This window comes from Ferrovibrio sp. (assembly GCF_046297895.1).
Taxonomy (GTDB): Bacteria; Pseudomonadota; Alphaproteobacteria; order Ferrovibrionales; family Ferrovibrionaceae; genus Ferrovibrio.
In genome coordinates this window covers 243,864-260,053 of the sequence record NZ_JBKBHC010000003.1, presented here as the reverse complement: position 1 = coordinate 260,053, position 16,190 = coordinate 243,864, and the positions used below count along the sequence as shown (strand labels likewise).

The following is a 16,190-nucleotide window of genomic DNA, read 5'->3' as shown; positions in this document are numbered from 1 at the left end:
GTGATTGCGGCTGCTAGCGGCGGCGCACCAAAGTCCAGGTCGCAAAGACGAGCAAGCCGAACAAGATCGCTGACGGAAGGATATAAATCATCGCAAGGCTCCAGTTCAGTTCGCAGGCATAAGGAACCTGCCCCCCGGAGTTCATCTGCAACACCAGCAATCCGGATTCTCTTTCAGTCGGAATGCAGAAGTCGCGCGGTTCGGTACCATCGGTCTGAAGCAGGATCGAACCGAAGAATGCCACCGGCGGCAATAAGCCGAGCAGCATGCTGACAAGCAGGCGGAACGGCCACGACAAACCCTTCGCTGCAGGCATCAATCCCGCCATGGCTTTTCCTGCAGCAAGCGGCCGATATAGGCGCCGTAATCCGTGACCCGGTCCTGCGGCAGGCTGTTATACAGCGTACCGATTGCCTCAGGGGTTGGATTCTCAAGGCGATCGATAATGCGTTTGACCAAAGTTACGCCGACACGGATGTTGTCTTCGGGATTGCTGGGATTCCGCCCCGCAAAACCAAGATCACGCCATTTCTCTGGGTTGATGTTCATCGGAAATATGGATCCGGCCTTGCCAAGTCCCTCGGCCGCCCGCGCGGCGCCAAAGTAATGCCCGCGTGCATTCTCCGCATAGATTATGGCACGAATGAGATCAGGATCGACCTTCTGCTTCGCCGCCTCACGGCGGATAATGTCGTCGTGCAGCATCACCGCCGACCGCCCGGCACCATTAACCAGATACCAGGGGTCTTTGCTATCCGCTTTAGGATTGGTTTGAATTCGTATGCGACCAGGCGTGTTCTGCAGGATCGATCGCTCACGGTCCTGCCCGCGATATAGTAGTGGCGTTTCCGCGACGGCCATGTCCGGGACAGCCGGCAGATTGCCTGTCATGCCGGTATCGGCCTGCGCCTCCTGCTGGGTGCTTCGATCACTTGACAGCAGCGTCGGTTTTATCGGCCGGTCGGAACCCAGGCCAATGGGCCGCAATTGCGGCTCGGGATAACCTCCGCGCTTTTCCATGGTGCGGATACGTAGCTCAGCTGGCGGCGTGTAGAAGCCCTTGATCGTCTCTATGGTCTCGCCGTCCGGCAATGCATAGCCGTCGATGGTGAGGCCGTTCTCCTTCTGGAACTTGCGCAGGGCGTAATCGTCGCGACCACCCCAGTAGCCCGTCGGTCCCTCGGTGGCGGCGGCATCCAGCACGCCTTCCCGGTGCAGCAGGGCCTGCAGCTTGAATACGTCGGCGCGCCGGTTCGTCTGTCCCGCGCCGACGCCGGATTGCAGATCGAACAGCCTGTCGCCGAAGATCCGGCCAAGCGGCGCGCCGTCCATCCAGTCGCCGCGCGCCGCGTCCCAGCCCGGATCGGGGATGTCGGCCGGCTTCTCGACATAGCTGCCCATGTCCAGCCGGCCGAGCGGGTCGGGCAGGTATTCGAGATCGTCCTGCCTGGGTGGGTCGAACAGACGCTGATAGGCCGGCATGGGCGCCTCCTTTAAGAACATAACATGAATTTATACTTGAATTTCCTGTTTTCAAGTCTATTTTCATCTTATGTTCTCACTATGCTGTTTCCGCGCGGAAATCAGCCATTCCCGGCCGGACGACCGCTGGGGCAACGGAGGAGGCTCACGGGCCCGTCTTGACTTCCACCGGGCGGCCACCCTCTTATTTCCGACCGAGCGTTCGAATCCGCCCCTGGGCATTACCTGGGGCGGATGGAGCGTTGGGAGCGAGACCCGAAGCAAGCACGGCTAGAGAAAGGGACCAGAGCCATGACCGCCTGCATCGTCGGCTGGAGTCACAGCAAATTCGGCAAACTGGACGGCAGGGATGCCGAAGACCTGATCGTGGAGGTCGCGGTCGGCGCGATCCGCGACGCGGGCCTGGAGCCGAAGGACATTGACGCCATTTATCTGGGCCATTTCAACGGCGGCCTGGTGGACCAGGATTTCTCGGCCTCGCTGGTGCTGCAGGCTGATCCGGGCCTGCGCTTCAAACCGGCCACGCGCGTGGAGAATGCCTGCTCGACCGGCTCGGCTGCGATCTTCCAGGGCCTGAACGCCATTGCGGCCAAAAAGGCGCGCTTCGTGCTGTGCGTCGGCGTGGAGAAGATGACCTCCTCGCCCAACGACGTGGTCGGCAACGTGCTGCTGAAGGCCAGCTATCGCAAGGCGGAGGTCTTCAACGAAGGCGGTTTCGCCGGCGTGTTCGATTCGATCCAGAAGCAGTATTTCCAGCGTTATGGCGACCAGTCGGATGCCACCGCGATGATCGCCGCCAAGAATCACAAGAACGGCAGCAAGAACCCGCTGGCCCACATGCAGAAGGATTTCGGCTACGAGTTCTGCAAGACCGTGTCGGACAAGAATCCGCTGGTGGTGGGCGGCATGCGCCGCACCGACTGCTCGATGGTGTCAGACGGCGCCGCCGCGCTGGTGCTGAGCGACGTGCAGACGGCTTTGGGCATGAAGAAGGCGATCGCCTTCCGCGCGTCCAAGCATGTGCAGGATTTCCTGCCGATGGCCAAGCGCGACGTGATTGCCTTCGAAGGTCCGGCCAAGGCCTGGGCCGATGCGCTGAATGATGCTGGCCTGAGCATCTGGGACCTGTCGTTTGCTGAAAGCCATGACTGCTTCACCATCGCCGAACTGATCGAATACGAGGCAATGGGCCTGACCGCACCGGGCCAGGGCGCCAAGGCGATCATGGAAGGCTGGACCCAGATGGATGGCAAACTGCCGGTCAATCCCTCGGGCGGCCTGAAGTCGAAGGGCCATCCGATCGGCGCCACCGGTGTGTCGATGCATGTGATGGCGGCGATGCAGCTTTCAGGTACCGCAGGCGACATCCAGGTGAAGAATCCTAAGCTGGGCGGCGTGTTCAACATGGGCGGCGTGGCCGTGGCCAACTACGTCTCGATCCTCGAGCCGCTGCGCTAAACTGCAAACACGAACAGAATGCCCGGGCCCAGATGCAATTTTCTGGCCCGGGCATTTGTATTTCAGGAGGAATGAATGTCCGAGACCTTCCGCGCCGTGATGATCGAAGAGGTCGACGGCAAGCCGAAAGCCGCTTTCAAGACCATCAGCACCGCCGACCTGCCGCCGCATGACGTGCTGGTAGAGGTGGCCTATTCGACGCTGAACTACAAGGATGGCCTGGCGCTGACCGGCGGACGCATCGCGCGCAAGATGCCGCTGGTGGCGGGCATCGACCTGGCCGGCACGGTGATCGAATCCGCCAATTCCGACTTTAAGCCGGGCGAGAAGGTGATCGTGAACGGCTATGGCCTGTCGGAAACCCAGTGGGGTGCCTATGGCCGCTTCGCCCGGATGAAAAGCGAATGGCTGGTGCGCCTGCCCGATGCCTTCTCCATGCAGGAGGCGATGGCCATCGGAACAGCCGGTTACACCGCCATGCTGTGCATGCAGGCTCTGGAGGATGCCGGCCTGACCAAGGATGACGGTGAAGTGCTGGTGACGGGCGCGGCCGGCGGCGTCGGCTCGGTGGCCGTCGCGCTGCTGGCGCAGAAAGGCTATCGCGTGATCGCGGCCACAGGCCGGCCGGACACCCATGCGTATCTGACGTCGCTCGGGGCCAGCGGCTTCATTCCCCGCGAGGAGCTGAACCAGAAAGGCCCGCCGATGGCCAAGGAGCGCTGGGCAGCCGCCGTGGATTCAGTCGGCAGCCAGACGCTGGCGACCGTGCTGAGCCAGATTAAATACGGCGGCTGGGTCGCGGCCTGCGGCCTGGCGGGCGGCACCGACCTGCCAGCCAGCGTGTTCCCCTTCATCCTGCGCAATGTCAGCCTGCTGGGTGTCGATTCCGTGATGGCGCCGATGCACAAGCGCAAACGCGCCTGGTGGCAACTGGCGAAAGACCTGCCCAAGGACAAGCTGGCGGCGATGACCGAAATACATCCGCTGTCGGATATCTTCGACCTGGCGCCGAAGATCATCGCCGGGAAAATCCGCGGCCGCGTCGTGATCGACGTGAACGCCTGAACCACAGCCCTTCGGCGAAGGTGAAAGGCCCGGCTTGCCCGGGCCTTTTCTTTTCCCTCTTGTAAGGCGGTCGCGAGACGCTATGATGGCCCCAATATTGTAACGCTGCCTTACAAATATGGCGGCAACATAAAACGGTTTCTGGGAGGAAACCCGATGATCCAGCAGGGCGAAAAACCGCCTTTTCTGCCGCTTGCACTGGCCACGCCGCGCATCCGCCGTACCGACCGGTCGGATGGCAGCTTCATCCTGCAGTCCGAAGAGCGCCTGGACGACTATCCCGAACACATGGGCCTGGTGCTGCAAGCCCAGGCCTCGGCACGGCCCGACGCGGTGTTCATCGCCCAGCGCCAGGCGGATGGCGGCTGGCGTCGCGTGACCTATGCCCAGGCCTGGCAGGCCGCGCGAAACGTCGCCCAGGCGCTGCTGGACCGTGGTCTGGGCCAGACCGCGCCGGTGATGATCCTGTCGGCCAACAGCATCGACCATGCCCTGCTGATGCTGGGCGGCTTTGTCGCCGGCGTGCCGGTGGCGCCGATTTCGGTGGCCTATTCGCTGATGAGCGGCGATTTCGCCAAGGTGCACCACATCTTCAATCTGGTGCGCCCGAAGATGATCTTCGCCGAGCAGGGCGCGCTGTTTGCAAAGGCGCTGGCAAGCCTGAACCTGAATGGCGTGGAAGTGGTGAGTTCCGACGGCGCCGGCGGCACCGCGATGAAAGACCTGCTGAACACCAGTGCGACATCCGCCGTCGACGCGCGGCTGGCGCAGATCGGCCCGGACTGGGTTGCGAAATACCTGTTTACATCCGGTTCAACCGGCCTGCCCAAGGGCGTGATCAACACACATCGCATGATGAGCAGCAACCAGCAGGCCATCGCACAGATATGGCCTTTCCTGCAGGAAAAGCCGCCGGTGCTGCTGGACTGGCTGCCGTGGAACCACACCTTCGGCGGCAACCATAATTTCAACATGGTGCTGCGCCAGGGCGGCACGCTGCATATCGACGAGGGCAAGCCGGCGCCGGGGCTGGTGGAGAAAACCATCGCCAATCTGCGCGACGTGTCGCCCAGCGTCTATTTCAACGTGCCGGCCGGCTACGCCATGCTGCTGCCGTATCTGGAACAGGACGAGGATCTCTGCCGTCGCTTCTTCGGCGATCTGCGCCTGATCTTCTATGCCGGTGCCGCGCTGCCGCCCGATCTGTGGGCACGGCTGGAAACGCTGTCGATCCGCACGCTGGGCAAGCGCGTGACCATGACCTCGAGCTGGGGCTCGACCGAAACCGCGCCCATGGTCACCGCGGCGCATTTCCCCATCGAGCGCGCCGGCGTGATCGGCGTGCCGGTGCCGGGCGTGCAACTGAAATTCACGCCTTCAGGCGGCAAGCTGGAAGTGCGCGTGAAGGGTCCAAACGTGACGCCGGGCTATCTGGGGGAACCGGACAAGACCGCGGCCGCCTTCGACGAGGAGGGGTTCTACTGCATCGGGGATGCCGCGAAGCTGATCGACCCCGACGATCTCAACCGCGGCGTGATGTTCGACGGGCGAATCGCCGAGGACTTCAAGCTGACCACCGGCACCTGGGTGCATGTGGGCGGCGTGCGCGTGGCCGCCATCGCCGCCTGTTCGCCGCTGCTGCAGGATGCGGTGGTGACCGGGCCGGACAAGCCCTATGTCGGTCTGCTGGCCTGGCCGACGGCGGCAGCCAAGGACCTGGCGCCGGATGAACTGCGTCGCCAGATCGCCGAAAAGCTGCGCATTCACAACAGGACGCAGGGCGGTTCGTCGCTGAAGGTGCAGCGTGTGCTGCTGCTGAACGATCCGCCTTCCATCGACGCCAACGAGATCACCGACAAAGGCTACATCAATCAGCGTGCCGTGCTGGAACGTCGCCTCGCGGATGTGAACCGCCTGTATGCCGACCCACCGGGCCCCGACGTGATCGCCGTCACCGACAGCTAGGATCGTTCTCTCTATCCTGCGCCTACTGCCGATTCCGGCGGGACTGCATATTCGTCCCGCCGCCTACGGCGCAGAAATTCTTGGAGAGACTCCCATGACGCGCCACCTGATCGCCACCCTGGCGTTCGGCCTCACGCTGGCGGCCGGTTTCGCGCTTGGCTCGATCGGGCACCAGCCTGACAGGCCGCCACCCCTTGAGACCGACATACCGACCATTCCGCCGGTGGCCGCCGTGATCGTGCCGCTGCAGGCCGATGATCACGCCCGCGCCGAAAGCAACCTGTTCCCCGCACCGCAGACCCTGCTGCAGATGGCCGAATCGCTGGGTCTGGACGAGACGCAGCGCCAGCAGATCCGCCAGATTCAGTTCGCCCTGGAGGCCGAAACCATGGCCATCGGCCGCCGCATCCTGGACGAGGAGCGCCGGCTGGAACGCGCCTTTGCCGAGGGCAATGTCGATTCCGGACGGGTGGATGGCCAGACTGCCCGCATCGCGAATCTGCAGGGCCGGCTTCGCGCCGCCCGCCTGCGCGGCCATCTGTCGGCGCGCGATACCCTGACGCCGGAACAGGTGCTGCGCTTCGCCAGCCTGCGCGGTTACCAGCCCAGCCCGGCCAATCCCCGCGACGATCTGGGCCGCGACGACTTCGAGCGCTAACGCCGCCCGTCATCCTGTCGCCGCATTTGCAGGGTTATCCTGCCGGCCTTACACCAGGAGGCCCCATGCCGCGCCGGATCAGCCGCGCCGAGTATTTCGCCGATGCCGTCGTGCATCTGCTGGGCCTGGCCTTTGCCGTGGGAGCCTGCGCCACGCTGCTGGTGCTGGTTGTTCTCGACCCGGATCTGCCGCGGGCCGTCAGTCTGGGGCTGTATGGTTTTGGCCTGCTGGCCATGATCGGCTGTTCCGCGCTGTATAACATGACCACCCATGCCGACCTGAAGGCCCGTTTCCGCCGACTGGACCACGCCGCCATCTTCGTGATGATCGCCGGCACTTATACGCCCTTCGCCCTGATGGTGATCGGCGGTCTATGGGGCATCGGGCTGCTCGCCTTCGTGTGGAGCATCGCCCTGGCCGGCGTGGCGGCGAAGCTGTTCTTCCCCATGCGTTTCGAGCGCGTATCGGTGGCCTCCTATCTGTTGCTGGGCTGGACCGTGCTGGCCGCCTTCCAGCCCCTGCTGGATGGCGCATCGCTGGCCGCGCTGGTTCTTCTTCTGGCGGGTGGCGGGCTGTACAGCATCGGCGTGGCGTTCCATCTGTGGGAGCGGCTGCCCTTCCAGAACGCGATCTGGCATGTCTTCGTGCTGGCGGCCGCGGCCTGCCATTATGTCGCGATCCTGATTGACGTGGCGATCGCCTAGGCCGCGCCGCGCGCCAGATACCCCGGATTGCGGAACCCGGGCTTTCCATACCGCAGCCGCTCGCCCTGCCAGGTGACCACCGCGCCGCCGGCCGCCTCCAGCACCGCCTGGCCGGCGGCCGTATCCCATTCCGAGATGGAGGCGAAGCGGGGATACAGGTCCGCCGTCCCCTCGGCGATGCGGCAGAATTTCAGCGACGAGCCCACCGTCTGCCTAGTGGCTTCGGGCTGCCGCTCGATCCAGCCGGCGATCTCGCGGTCGACATGGTTGCGGCTGATCAGCACATGTGCGCCGCGCTCCGGCACGCGGCGCACATGGATCGGCACAACCGAATCGCCTTCATGACGCCAGGCGCGGTCGCCATGGCCAAGCCAGGCCTGGCCCAAAGCCGGCGCAACCACCACGCCCAGTACCGGCACGCCATTCTCGATCAGCGCAATGTTGACCGTGAACTCGCCGTTGCGGTCGATGAATTCGCGCGTGCCATCGAGTGGATCGACCAACCAGAAACGCCGGCCGGTAACCACAGGCGTCTCGCCGCGCGCGGCCTGCTCCTCCGCCACGATCGGGATATCCGGTGCGAGCGCCGCAAGGCCGGCCAGGATGATGGCCTCGGCCTTCTCATCTGCGTCGGTGACGGGGCTGTGGTCCTGCTTGCTGCGCTGCTCGAATGACGTGGCGTAGACCGCCATGATGGCGGTTCCGGCCTTATGCGCGAGATCGAGAATCGCCGGGGCAAACTGCGTGGGATCGGTTGGCATCGCTCGGGATCAGTCTTCCGGGGCATCGGCGGGACGCAGCATCACCTGCTCGGTATTGATCAGGCGCTTACCGGCATGCAGGAAATTCACCGTCACGCGGTTCCCGATGGCCGACTGCACCTGGCCCGGACCCCATTCGGGTTCCAGCGGATTCTCCACCCAATCCCCGGGCACGAATGGAGCCAGCATGAAAACTCGCTTGCGGTTGATTGCCTGCGACAGACATCTTAGACAGGACGGTGTTCCATCGCCACCGCCTGTCGCCGGAGAGTTCAGCCATGGCCACCACCGAAACACTCGACCTGGTCGCTCTGATCTGCTCGCGGCTGTGCCACGATCTGGCCGGCAGCATCGGCGCGGTGAATAACGGCGTGGAGCTGCTGGCCGAGGAAACCGATCCCGCCATGCGCGAGGAGGCGATCGGCTTGATCGCACAATCGGCTGCCGATGCCGCGCGGCGGCTGGCCTTCTTCCGCCTGGCCCTGGGCGCCTCGGGCGGCGTGCAGGATGCAATGCCGCTGGGCGAACTGACCCGTGTGGCACAGAGCTATTTCGCCGGCGGCAGACTGGATCTCGGCCTGCCGCAGGACCAGATCGATCTGCCCAAGCCGCTGGGCAAGGCGCTGTTACTGGGGCTGGCGCTGGCCGGGCAGGCCCTGCCGCGCGGCGGCACGCTCAGCCTCAGCCGCGATGGCGGCGGCTGGGCGATCCGTGCCGAGGGCAGCATGCTGCGCTGGCAGGATGGCGTGGCCGCCGCCTTCACCGGCGAGGCCGACTGGCCGCTGGAGCCGGCGCCCGCCATGGCCCGCTATGCCCGCCTGCTGGCATTTGCCAGCGATCTGAGCGTGGAAGCAGCGCTGAGCGACTCGGCGCTGACGCTCCGTTTTGTCGCCTGAGTCTGTTGACTGGATGGCTCTGCCGGCATTGACGTTTACGTCAGGCTTCGCATAGCATCCCCGCCGACGGTGCCCTTTCGGGCCTAACAGGGAACGCGGTACGGGCGACGATCGCCCCATGCCGCGGCTGCCCCCGCAACTGTAAGCGGCGAGTTTTCCGTCATCATGGCCACTGGCGCGTCTCGCACCGGGAAGGCCGACGGAACGCGACGACCCGCAAGCCAGGAGACCTGCCGTCAGCCGTGGTCACACGCGGGCATGTCGGACGGGGTGATTCCGATAGATGTAAGGCCGGGCCGACCAGCCCCGGCCAGACATGCGCCTGCGGTGACGTGCCACTGCGTTGCCGCGAGACCGCCATGACGACGATCCTGCCTATCCGCCCCTCCTGAATACCGCGCCTTTTATGTCCCGAGGATTGTTATATTATAACATTACGGGCATAAATTGCGACCCAGACTGAATTGCACAAAAAGACCTGAGGGGAAAATGACCAAATCACAAAGCCTTAACCGGCCGGCCCTGCTCGGCCTGACCATCGCGCTGCTGCCAGGACTGGCACTGGCGCAGGCTGCATCAAACGACGCCGTCAGCCTGCCGCCGCTCACGGTTCAGGGCGCGGTGCCGGCCGACGAGTCCGAGGGCTACCGCGCCCCGCGCAGTTCCAGCGCCACGAAAACCGACACGCTGCTGATCGACGTGCCACAGACCGTGGTGGCGATGCCCAGGCAGCTGCTGGAAGACACCGGCGCCGCCAACGTGGAAAAGGCGCTGGACTATGTCGGCGGCATATCGAAAGGCAACAATTTCGGCGGCCTCAATCTCTATGAGATGAACCTGCGCGGCCTGAAGACGACGAACTCGGCCAAGAATGGCTTCACGACCGGACGGCGCTACGACGCCACCTCCGACTCCGCCAATATCGAGCAGGTGGATGTGCTGCTCGGCCCCTCGGCCTCGCTTTATGGTCGCGGCGATCCCGGCGGCTTCGTCAACATCGTGACCAAGAAGCCGCTGACCGAGAATTTCACCATCCTGCAGGGCAGCATCGGCAGTTATGGCCTGTATCGCGGCACGGTGGATACCAATGCGATTCTGAACGACGACAAGTCACTGCTGGGTCGCGCCAACCTGGCCGTGGAAAGCCGCGACAGCTTCCGCGATCACGTCTCGTCCGAGCGACAGTTCTTCGCGCCCGTCCTGACCTGGCAGCCGAACAGCAGCAACCGGCTGACCATCGAGGCAGAGGCAATCAACGACGAGCGCGTGTTCGACCGCGGTGTGGTGGCCGTGAATGGCCAGCTCGGCGTGATTCCGATCAGCCGCTTCCTGGGTGAACCGAGCGACGGCAAGATCGAAAACAAGAACTATATGGCCTCGGCCCGGCTGGAGCATGAGCTCAGCGACGACTGGAGCCTGCGTGCCGCATTGCAGGCCAAGAACGGTTCTATGTACGGCTTTGCCACCGAGGCCAGCGCGCTGAACGCATCCACGGGCATATTGAGCCGCCGACGCCAGCTGCGCGATTACACCTGGCACAGCGCCACCACGCAATTCGAGGCCGTGGGCCATGTCGAAACGGGCAGCATCAGCCATACGCTGCTGGCCGGGCTGGAATACGAACGTGCGGTATCGAGCGAATTGTTTGCCCGCGCCGCCAGTACGAATTCCATCAATATCTACAATCCGGTCTACAGCCAGACCTCGGCAGTCATGAACCCCGTCACTGATCTGAAGGACACATCGGACAATTATGCCCTGTACATGCAGGACCAGATCAGCCTGACCGAACAGCTGGAAGCGCAGGTCGGTTTCCGCGCCGACTGGTTCGAGCAGGATTTCGCCAACCAGAGAATCGGCAAGACCATCCCGCAGTCGCGCAAGGGATTCAGCCCGCGCGCCGGCCTGACCTACAAGGTCGTGCCCGATGTGGCGCTGTATACCAGCGTGGCGAAATCCTTCCGCCCGGTGATGGATTCGCACACCGGATTCTATACCGCGGCCGGCGACCAACCATTCGAACCCGAAACCGGGCTGGGCTACGAGGCCGGCGTGAAGACAGATCTGCTGGACAGAAGGCTCAGCGCCACGGCTGCACTGTTCCATCTGACCAAGAAGAACGTGCTGGCCAGTCACCCGACCATTGCCGATACCTATGTCCAGACCGGCGAAGTGCGCAGCAAGGGCTTTGACCTGAATCTGACCGCCAACCTGCTGCCGGAATGGCGGGTGGTTGCGGGTTATGCCTATGTCGATGCGGAAGTCACGCAGGACACCACCATCGCACCAGGAACCCGCCTGCAGAATATCCCCATGCACAGCTTCGGCCTGTGGAGCGTGTATGAATTCCTGCACGGGCCGATGAAGGGCTTCGGCTTTGGCGGCGGCGTGAATGCCGTGGCCGATCGCGCCGGCAGCAGCAGCAATGACGGTTTCCTGCTGCCCGGTTATGCCAAGGTGGATCTGCTGGCCTTCTACAGGATCACCGAGGCGGCCAGGCTCTCGCTCAACATCACCAACCTGTTCGACACCGAATATTACGAACGCGCGCTGGGCCCCTTGCGCGTGGTGCCGGGCGAACCGCTCAGCGCCATGGCCTCGCTGTCGGTCCGGTTCTGATCACCCCCCTGCCTCACCGATGAAAGGACATATGATGATGAAACGCCTGCTTCTGGCCGCCAGCCTGCTGGTCTTCGGCCTCGCGCAGCCCGCTGCCGCCCATTCGGTATGGATCGAGCCCGACAAGGCCGGCCGGCTGATGATCAACAATGGCGACCCGGGCGAACTGGATACCTATGACCCGGCCCGCGTGACCAAGGCATGGGCTTTCGATTCAGCCGGCAGGCCGGTGACGGCGGAGGTCGAGCGCATGGAGAAATCGGCTGCCGTGAAGCCGGCCGGCAATGCCGCGCTGGTGGCGGCCTTCTTCGACAACAAATACTGGTCCAAGGGCCCGGACGGCAAATGGAACAACGGCCCGAAGGGCAGCGTGGCCAATCCAACCATCGCCGGCCCCTCGTTCAAGATGCCCAAGGCCTATCTGGCGCCAATGGCGACCTTCGCCACGCCGCTGGGCCTGGACCTGGAGATCGTGCCGCAGGCCGATCCGGCCACATTGAAAGCCGGCGACAAGCTGACCGTGCTGGTGCTGCTGAAAGGCCAGCCGCTGGCCGATGCCAGCCTGGTGGCCGACATCTTCCTCGGCCACGACGTCAAGGCCGAGAAGATCAAGACCGGCAAGGATGGCAAAGCGACCGTGACCGTGCCCAGGCGCGGCTTCGCCGGCGTGGAGGTGAGCCATTTCGCCAAGGATGCCGGCAGCGAAGTGGAAGGCACCTTCTACAATGCCTCGCTGGTCTTCAAGGTGAAGCCGTAACAAATCCGGATCCGCCCACAACAAAAAGCCGGCCATCAAGGCCGGCTTTTTTCATTGCGTATGCGCAATCGGTTTATCGTGCCCGGTCAGCGGGCATTGGCCGCCCGCTTGGCGCCGGCGGCAACCGGTTCGACCTGATCGCGCAGCACATAGCCGCGGCCCCAGACGGTCTCGATATAGTTTTCGCCGCCGGTGGCGGAGGCGATCTTCTTGCGCAGCTTGCAGATGAAGACGTCGATGATCTTCAGTTCCGGCTCGTCCATGCCGCCATAGAGATGGTTGAGGAACATCTCCTTGGTCAGCGTGGTGCCCTTGCGGAGCGAAAGCAACTCCAGCATGGCGTATTCCTTGCCGGTGAGATGCAGGCGGCCGCCCTCGACCTCCACCGACTTGGCGTCGAGGTTCACGGTCAGCTTGCCGGTCTGGATCACCGACTGGGAATGGCCCTTGGCCCGCCGCACGATGGCATTGATGCGGGCAACCAGTTCGTCCTTGTTGAACGGCTTGGTGATGTAGTCGTCGGCGCCGAAACCCAGCCCCTTCACCTTCTTGTCCGGCTCGCCCATGCCCGACAGGATCAGGATCGGAGTATTGACCTTGGCCGCACGCAGTTTTTTCAGCACGTCGTAGCCGTGCATGTCGGGCAGGTTCAAGTCGAGTACGATGATGTCGTAGTCATACAGCTTGCCGAGATCGAGGCCTTCTTCCCCGAACTCGGTCTTGTAGACATTGAAGCCCTCGGCGCCGAGCATCAGTTCGATGCTCTTGGCCATCGCGGCGTCGTCTTCGATCAGCAGCACCCGCATGGCACCCCCACGCTTTCACAGGCCGGACCCCACTGGTCCGCCCAGGTTTGGCGTTTTTCCGCCCGATTCGCTGCAGTTTACCATTGTTAACTATTAAAGTTAACGGATTTGTCCACAGGGCGCGCGCGGGAAAACAAGACCTGCCCGGTCTTGAAAATCCTGCTAAACTCTCAAAATACAAGGAAATATCGACCTGCCTGCCGGCGCGGGCTTTACCGCCGGTTAAGCCTGGCCCGTTAAGCTGCGGGCCTAGTCTCCCCCTATGGGCACGCCATGCACAGCCTGCTGATGGATCTCGACCGTATCAAGGATGTCAGCTTCACCGGCCGGGTGACGTCGATCCAGGGCCTGCTGGTGGAGGTGGCCGGCGTGGAGCGGCACCTCTCGATCGGCTCGCGGGTGCATGTGCAGGCCCGCGACAACCGCAATGTGGAATGCGAGGTGGTCGGCTTTCGCCAGAACCGCGCCCTGCTGATGCCTTACGGCTCGCTGGACGGCGTCGGCCTGGGCTGCCGCGCCGTGGTGGGCGAAGACCAGCCGGTGGTGTACCCCGACATTAGCTGGGCCGGCCGCGTGATCGACGGACTGGGCCGCCCGCTGGATGGCGGGCCGCCGCTGACCAACGGTACCCGCCCCTATCCCCTGCGCGCCAATCCGCCGCCGGCCAATTCCCGCAAGAGGGTCGGCGCCAAGATCGATCTGGGCGTGCGCGCGATCAACACCTTCATCTCCTGCTGCCGCGGCCAGCGCATGGGCATCTTCGCCGGTTCAGGCGTGGGCAAGTCGGTGCTGCTGTCGATGATGGCACGCTATACCGAGGCAGACGTGAACGTGGTGGGCCTGATCGGCGAGCGCGGCCGCGAGGTGCAGGAATTCATCGAGGACGACCTGGGCAAGTCGGGCCTGGCCCGCACCGTGATCGTGGTTGCGACATCGGATGAGCCGGCGCTGGTGCGCCGTCAGGCCGCCTACATGACGCTGGCGGTGGCGGAATTCTTCCGCGACCAGGGCAAGCAGGTGCTGTGTCTGATGGACTCCGTCACCCGCTTCGCCATGGCGCAGCGCGAGATCGGCCTCTCGGGCGGCGAACCGCCCACCACCAAAGGCTATCCGCCCACCACCTTCGCCGAATTGCCGCGCCTGCTGGAACGCGCCGGCCCCGGCACCGAGGAAGGCAGTATCACCGGCCTGTTCACCGTGCTGGTGGACGGCGACGACCACAACGAGCCGATCGCCGATGCCACGCGCGGCATTCTCGACGGGCATATCGTGATGGAACGCGCCATCGCCGAGCGCGGTCGCTATCCCGCCATCAATATCCTGCGTTCGATCTCGCGAACCATGCCGGGCTGCAACACCGACGACGAGAATCTGCTGGTGACCCGCGCGCGGCAACTGATGGCCACCTATGACGACATGGCCGAGCTGATCCGGCTGGGAGCCTATCGCATGGGATCGGATCCCAAGGTGGACGAGGCGATTCGCTACCAGCCGCTGCTGGAAGCCTTCCTCAAGCAACAGAAAACCGAGCGCGCCGACCTGTCTTCGGGGTATGCCCGCCTCGCCGAGATCTTCATCGAGGGCGAAGGCGGCCAGCAGGCAGCCCAGTAGGAGCGACGGCCTAGATCATGCGTGGCGTGGATGGACTGATCCGGCTGTGGAAATGGCGTCTCGACGAGCGGCGGCGCATTGTCGTGGACCTGGAAATCCTGCGGGCAGGATTCGAGCGGCAGATGCAGAAGCTGGACGAGGAACTGGAGCATGAGCGCCACGTCGCCACGCTGCATTACGATTCCAGTTTCGGCTTCACCAATTACCGTAAGGCGAACCGCGAACGCCGCGCCAATGTGGAGGTCTCGCGCGACGAGATCATCGACCGCATCGCCGCCGCCCAGGAAGAGGTGAATGCCGCCTTCCGCGAGCTGAAGAAATACGAACTGGTGCTCGAGAACTGGGAACGCCGCGAACGCCAGAAGCAGGAGCGCCGCGAACAGGCCGAGATGGACGAGGCCGGACTGCAGGGCTTCCGCCGCCGCCAGGAACAGCCGGGCGACCTGCCGGGCTAGGCCTGGGCCTTCAGCCGGCGCAGCACGCGCCCGTCGATCGCGAGCAGGCCCAGCGCGATGATGCCGAAGCCGAGCAGATGGCGCGGCAACAGGGACTCATCCAGCACCAGAACACCGAGCAGGATGGCGCTGACCGGCACCAGCAGGGTGACGAGATTGACGTTGCTGCCCGCAGCCGCCATGACGCGGAAGAAAATCACATAGGCGAGCGCGGTGGACAGCACCGCCAGCGCCAGCAACGCGGCGATCACCGGCCAGCCCGGCAGAGCCATGTTCCAGGGTTTGTCGACCAGCAGCGCCAGCGGCAGCAGCAGCAGCGTGGAGGCCAGCAACTGGCCGGCGGCGGTGACCGGCGGCGGCACGGCCATGCGGCGAAAGCGGCGGCCGAACACGCCGGCACAGGCATAGGACAATGTCGCCAGCAGACAGGCGCCCTGTGCGGGCAGATTCTGACCCAGGCCCGAAAGCAGGTCGGCCCCTAGCATGACCGCCACGCCGGCCACGCCCAGCAGCACGCCGAGGATGCGGTTGGGCGTGAGCTTCTCGTCGTGCGTGAAGACATGCGCCGCGATCGCCGTGGAGATCGGCGTGGTGGCGTTCAGAATCGCCGCCAGCCCGCTCGGAATCTGGCCCTGACCCCAGACGATCAGGGTGAATGGAATCGCGTTGTTGAGCAGGCCCATGCCGAAGAAGGCCAGCCAGATTTTCCGCTCGCGCGGCAGATGCTGGCCCATCAGATGCAATGCCGGCAGCAGAACCAGTGCGGCTAGCGCCACACGCGACGCCACGATGGTCAGTGGCGGCAGCTCGCGCACGGCAACGCCGACGAAAAAGAACGATCCGCCCCAGAGCAGCGACAGCATGCCGATCAGCAACCAAACGCGTCCAGTCATATCAGCAGCGCCCGCAGGATGAGTGATTCTTCATTCCGGTCATGCAGGCATGTAACGCGG

The 16,190-nt window shown here is 64.0% G+C and carries 16 protein-coding genes and 1 riboswitch; of the genes, 10 read left to right on the top strand and 6 right to left on the bottom strand.

From position 1 onward, the window contains the following. Positions 1-13 precede the first annotated feature (13 nt). Together ACK4FK_RS06225 and ACK4FK_RS06220 are read right to left on the bottom strand one after the other, a co-directional pair. Positions 14-328 carry a hypothetical protein gene (locus ACK4FK_RS06225; RefSeq protein ID WP_409742635.1) on the bottom strand — a complete coding sequence of 105 codons (315 nt, stop codon included), beginning with the start codon at positions 326-328 and terminating at the stop codon, positions 14-16. After that, positions 316-1,482, bottom strand: coding sequence for a peptidoglycan-binding protein (locus tag ACK4FK_RS06220; RefSeq protein WP_409742633.1), 1,167 nt, complete (start codon positions 1,480-1,482; stop codon positions 316-318). The genes ACK4FK_RS06225 and ACK4FK_RS06220 overlap by 13 nt, the downstream gene beginning before the upstream one ends. 291 nt (positions 1,483-1,773) lie before the next feature. On the opposite strand from ACK4FK_RS06220, the gene ACK4FK_RS06215 reads away from it, so the two are divergent. From ACK4FK_RS06215 to trhA, 5 genes are all read left to right on the top strand, one after another. Then, positions 1,774-2,940: an acetyl-CoA acetyltransferase gene (locus ACK4FK_RS06215; protein ID WP_409742630.1), complete on the top strand. Its 1,167-nt coding sequence runs from the start codon at positions 1,774-1,776 to the stop codon at positions 2,938-2,940. A 75-nt stretch (positions 2,941-3,015) separates the two neighbouring features. Beyond that, complete coding sequence (locus tag ACK4FK_RS06210) at positions 3,016-4,005, top strand: MDR family oxidoreductase (RefSeq protein WP_409742627.1); 990 nt, start codon at positions 3,016-3,018, stop codon at positions 4,003-4,005. A gap of 156 nt (positions 4,006-4,161) precedes the next feature. Beyond that, on the top strand, positions 4,162-5,970 hold the full coding sequence (locus tag ACK4FK_RS06205) for a feruloyl-CoA synthase (protein ID WP_409742624.1): 1,809 nt from the start codon (positions 4,162-4,164) through the stop codon (positions 5,968-5,970). A 94-nt stretch (positions 5,971-6,064) separates the two neighbouring features. Further along, positions 6,065-6,628: a periplasmic heavy metal sensor gene (locus ACK4FK_RS06200; RefSeq protein ID WP_409742621.1), complete on the top strand. Its 564-nt coding sequence runs from the start codon at positions 6,065-6,067 to the stop codon at positions 6,626-6,628. A 65-nt stretch (positions 6,629-6,693) separates the two neighbouring features. Next, positions 6,694-7,332: a PAQR family membrane homeostasis protein TrhA gene (gene trhA / locus ACK4FK_RS06195; RefSeq protein ID WP_409742618.1), complete on the top strand. Its 639-nt coding sequence runs from the start codon at positions 6,694-6,696 to the stop codon at positions 7,330-7,332. On the opposite strand, the gene cysQ is transcribed toward trhA, so the two are convergent. Together cysQ and ACK4FK_RS06185 are read right to left on the bottom strand one after the other, a co-directional pair. Beyond that, the gene (gene cysQ, locus ACK4FK_RS06190) at positions 7,329-8,093 is read right to left on the bottom strand and encodes a 3'(2'),5'-bisphosphate nucleotidase CysQ (protein WP_409742616.1); all 765 of its coding nucleotides are present in this window, start codon (positions 8,091-8,093) and stop codon (positions 7,329-7,331) included. The genes trhA and cysQ overlap by 4 nt on opposite strands. 9 nt (positions 8,094-8,102) lie before the next feature. After that, positions 8,103-8,282 carry a DUF3553 domain-containing protein gene (locus ACK4FK_RS06185; protein WP_409742614.1) on the bottom strand — a complete coding sequence of 60 codons (180 nt, stop codon included), beginning with the start codon at positions 8,280-8,282 and terminating at the stop codon, positions 8,103-8,105. Positions 8,283-8,371: 89 nt separating this feature from the next. Between ACK4FK_RS06185 and ACK4FK_RS06180 the strand changes: the two genes are divergently transcribed. The 3 genes from ACK4FK_RS06180 to ACK4FK_RS06170 all read left to right on the top strand — a co-directional run bounded on the left by ACK4FK_RS06180 (position 8,372) and on the right by ACK4FK_RS06170 (position 12,365). Continuing rightward, positions 8,372-8,989 carry a histidine phosphotransferase family protein gene (locus ACK4FK_RS06180; RefSeq protein ID WP_409742611.1) on the top strand — a complete coding sequence of 206 codons (618 nt, stop codon included), beginning with the start codon at positions 8,372-8,374 and terminating at the stop codon, positions 8,987-8,989. 50 nt (positions 8,990-9,039) lie between these two features. Further along, positions 9,040-9,242: riboswitch (cobalamin riboswitch) on the top strand. Between the two features lie 236 nt (positions 9,243-9,478). Next, positions 9,479-11,608, top strand: a complete 2,130-nt coding sequence (locus tag ACK4FK_RS06175; RefSeq protein WP_409742608.1) for a TonB-dependent siderophore receptor — start codon at positions 9,479-9,481, stop codon at positions 11,606-11,608. Positions 11,609-11,639: 31 nt separating this feature from the next. Further along, a complete protein-coding gene (locus ACK4FK_RS06170; RefSeq protein WP_409742605.1) occupies positions 11,640-12,365 on the top strand; it encodes a DUF4198 domain-containing protein in 726 nt (241 codons plus the stop codon). An 86-nt stretch (positions 12,366-12,451) separates the two neighbouring features. Here ACK4FK_RS06170 and ctrA read toward each other — a convergent pair whose 3' ends face one another. After that, the gene (gene ctrA / locus ACK4FK_RS06165) at positions 12,452-13,171 is read right to left on the bottom strand and encodes a response regulator transcription factor CtrA (RefSeq protein ID WP_409742602.1); all 720 of its coding nucleotides are present in this window, start codon (positions 13,169-13,171) and stop codon (positions 12,452-12,454) included. A gap of 273 nt (positions 13,172-13,444) precedes the next feature. Here ctrA and fliI point away from each other — a divergent pair, with 273 nt between their 5' ends. Together fliI and ACK4FK_RS06155 are read left to right on the top strand one after the other, a co-directional pair. After that, a complete protein-coding gene (fliI, locus tag ACK4FK_RS06160; protein ID WP_409742599.1) occupies positions 13,445-14,782 on the top strand; it encodes a flagellar protein export ATPase FliI in 1,338 nt (445 codons plus the stop codon). A gap of 17 nt (positions 14,783-14,799) precedes the next feature. Beyond that, positions 14,800-15,237: a hypothetical protein gene (locus ACK4FK_RS06155; RefSeq protein WP_409742596.1), complete on the top strand. Its 438-nt coding sequence runs from the start codon at positions 14,800-14,802 to the stop codon at positions 15,235-15,237. On the opposite strand, the gene ACK4FK_RS06150 is transcribed toward ACK4FK_RS06155, so the two are convergent. Beyond that, a complete protein-coding gene (locus ACK4FK_RS06150; RefSeq protein WP_409742593.1) occupies positions 15,234-16,130 on the bottom strand; it encodes a DMT family transporter in 897 nt (298 codons plus the stop codon). The genes ACK4FK_RS06155 and ACK4FK_RS06150 overlap by 4 nt on opposite strands. Positions 16,131-16,190: the final 60 nt, after the last annotated feature.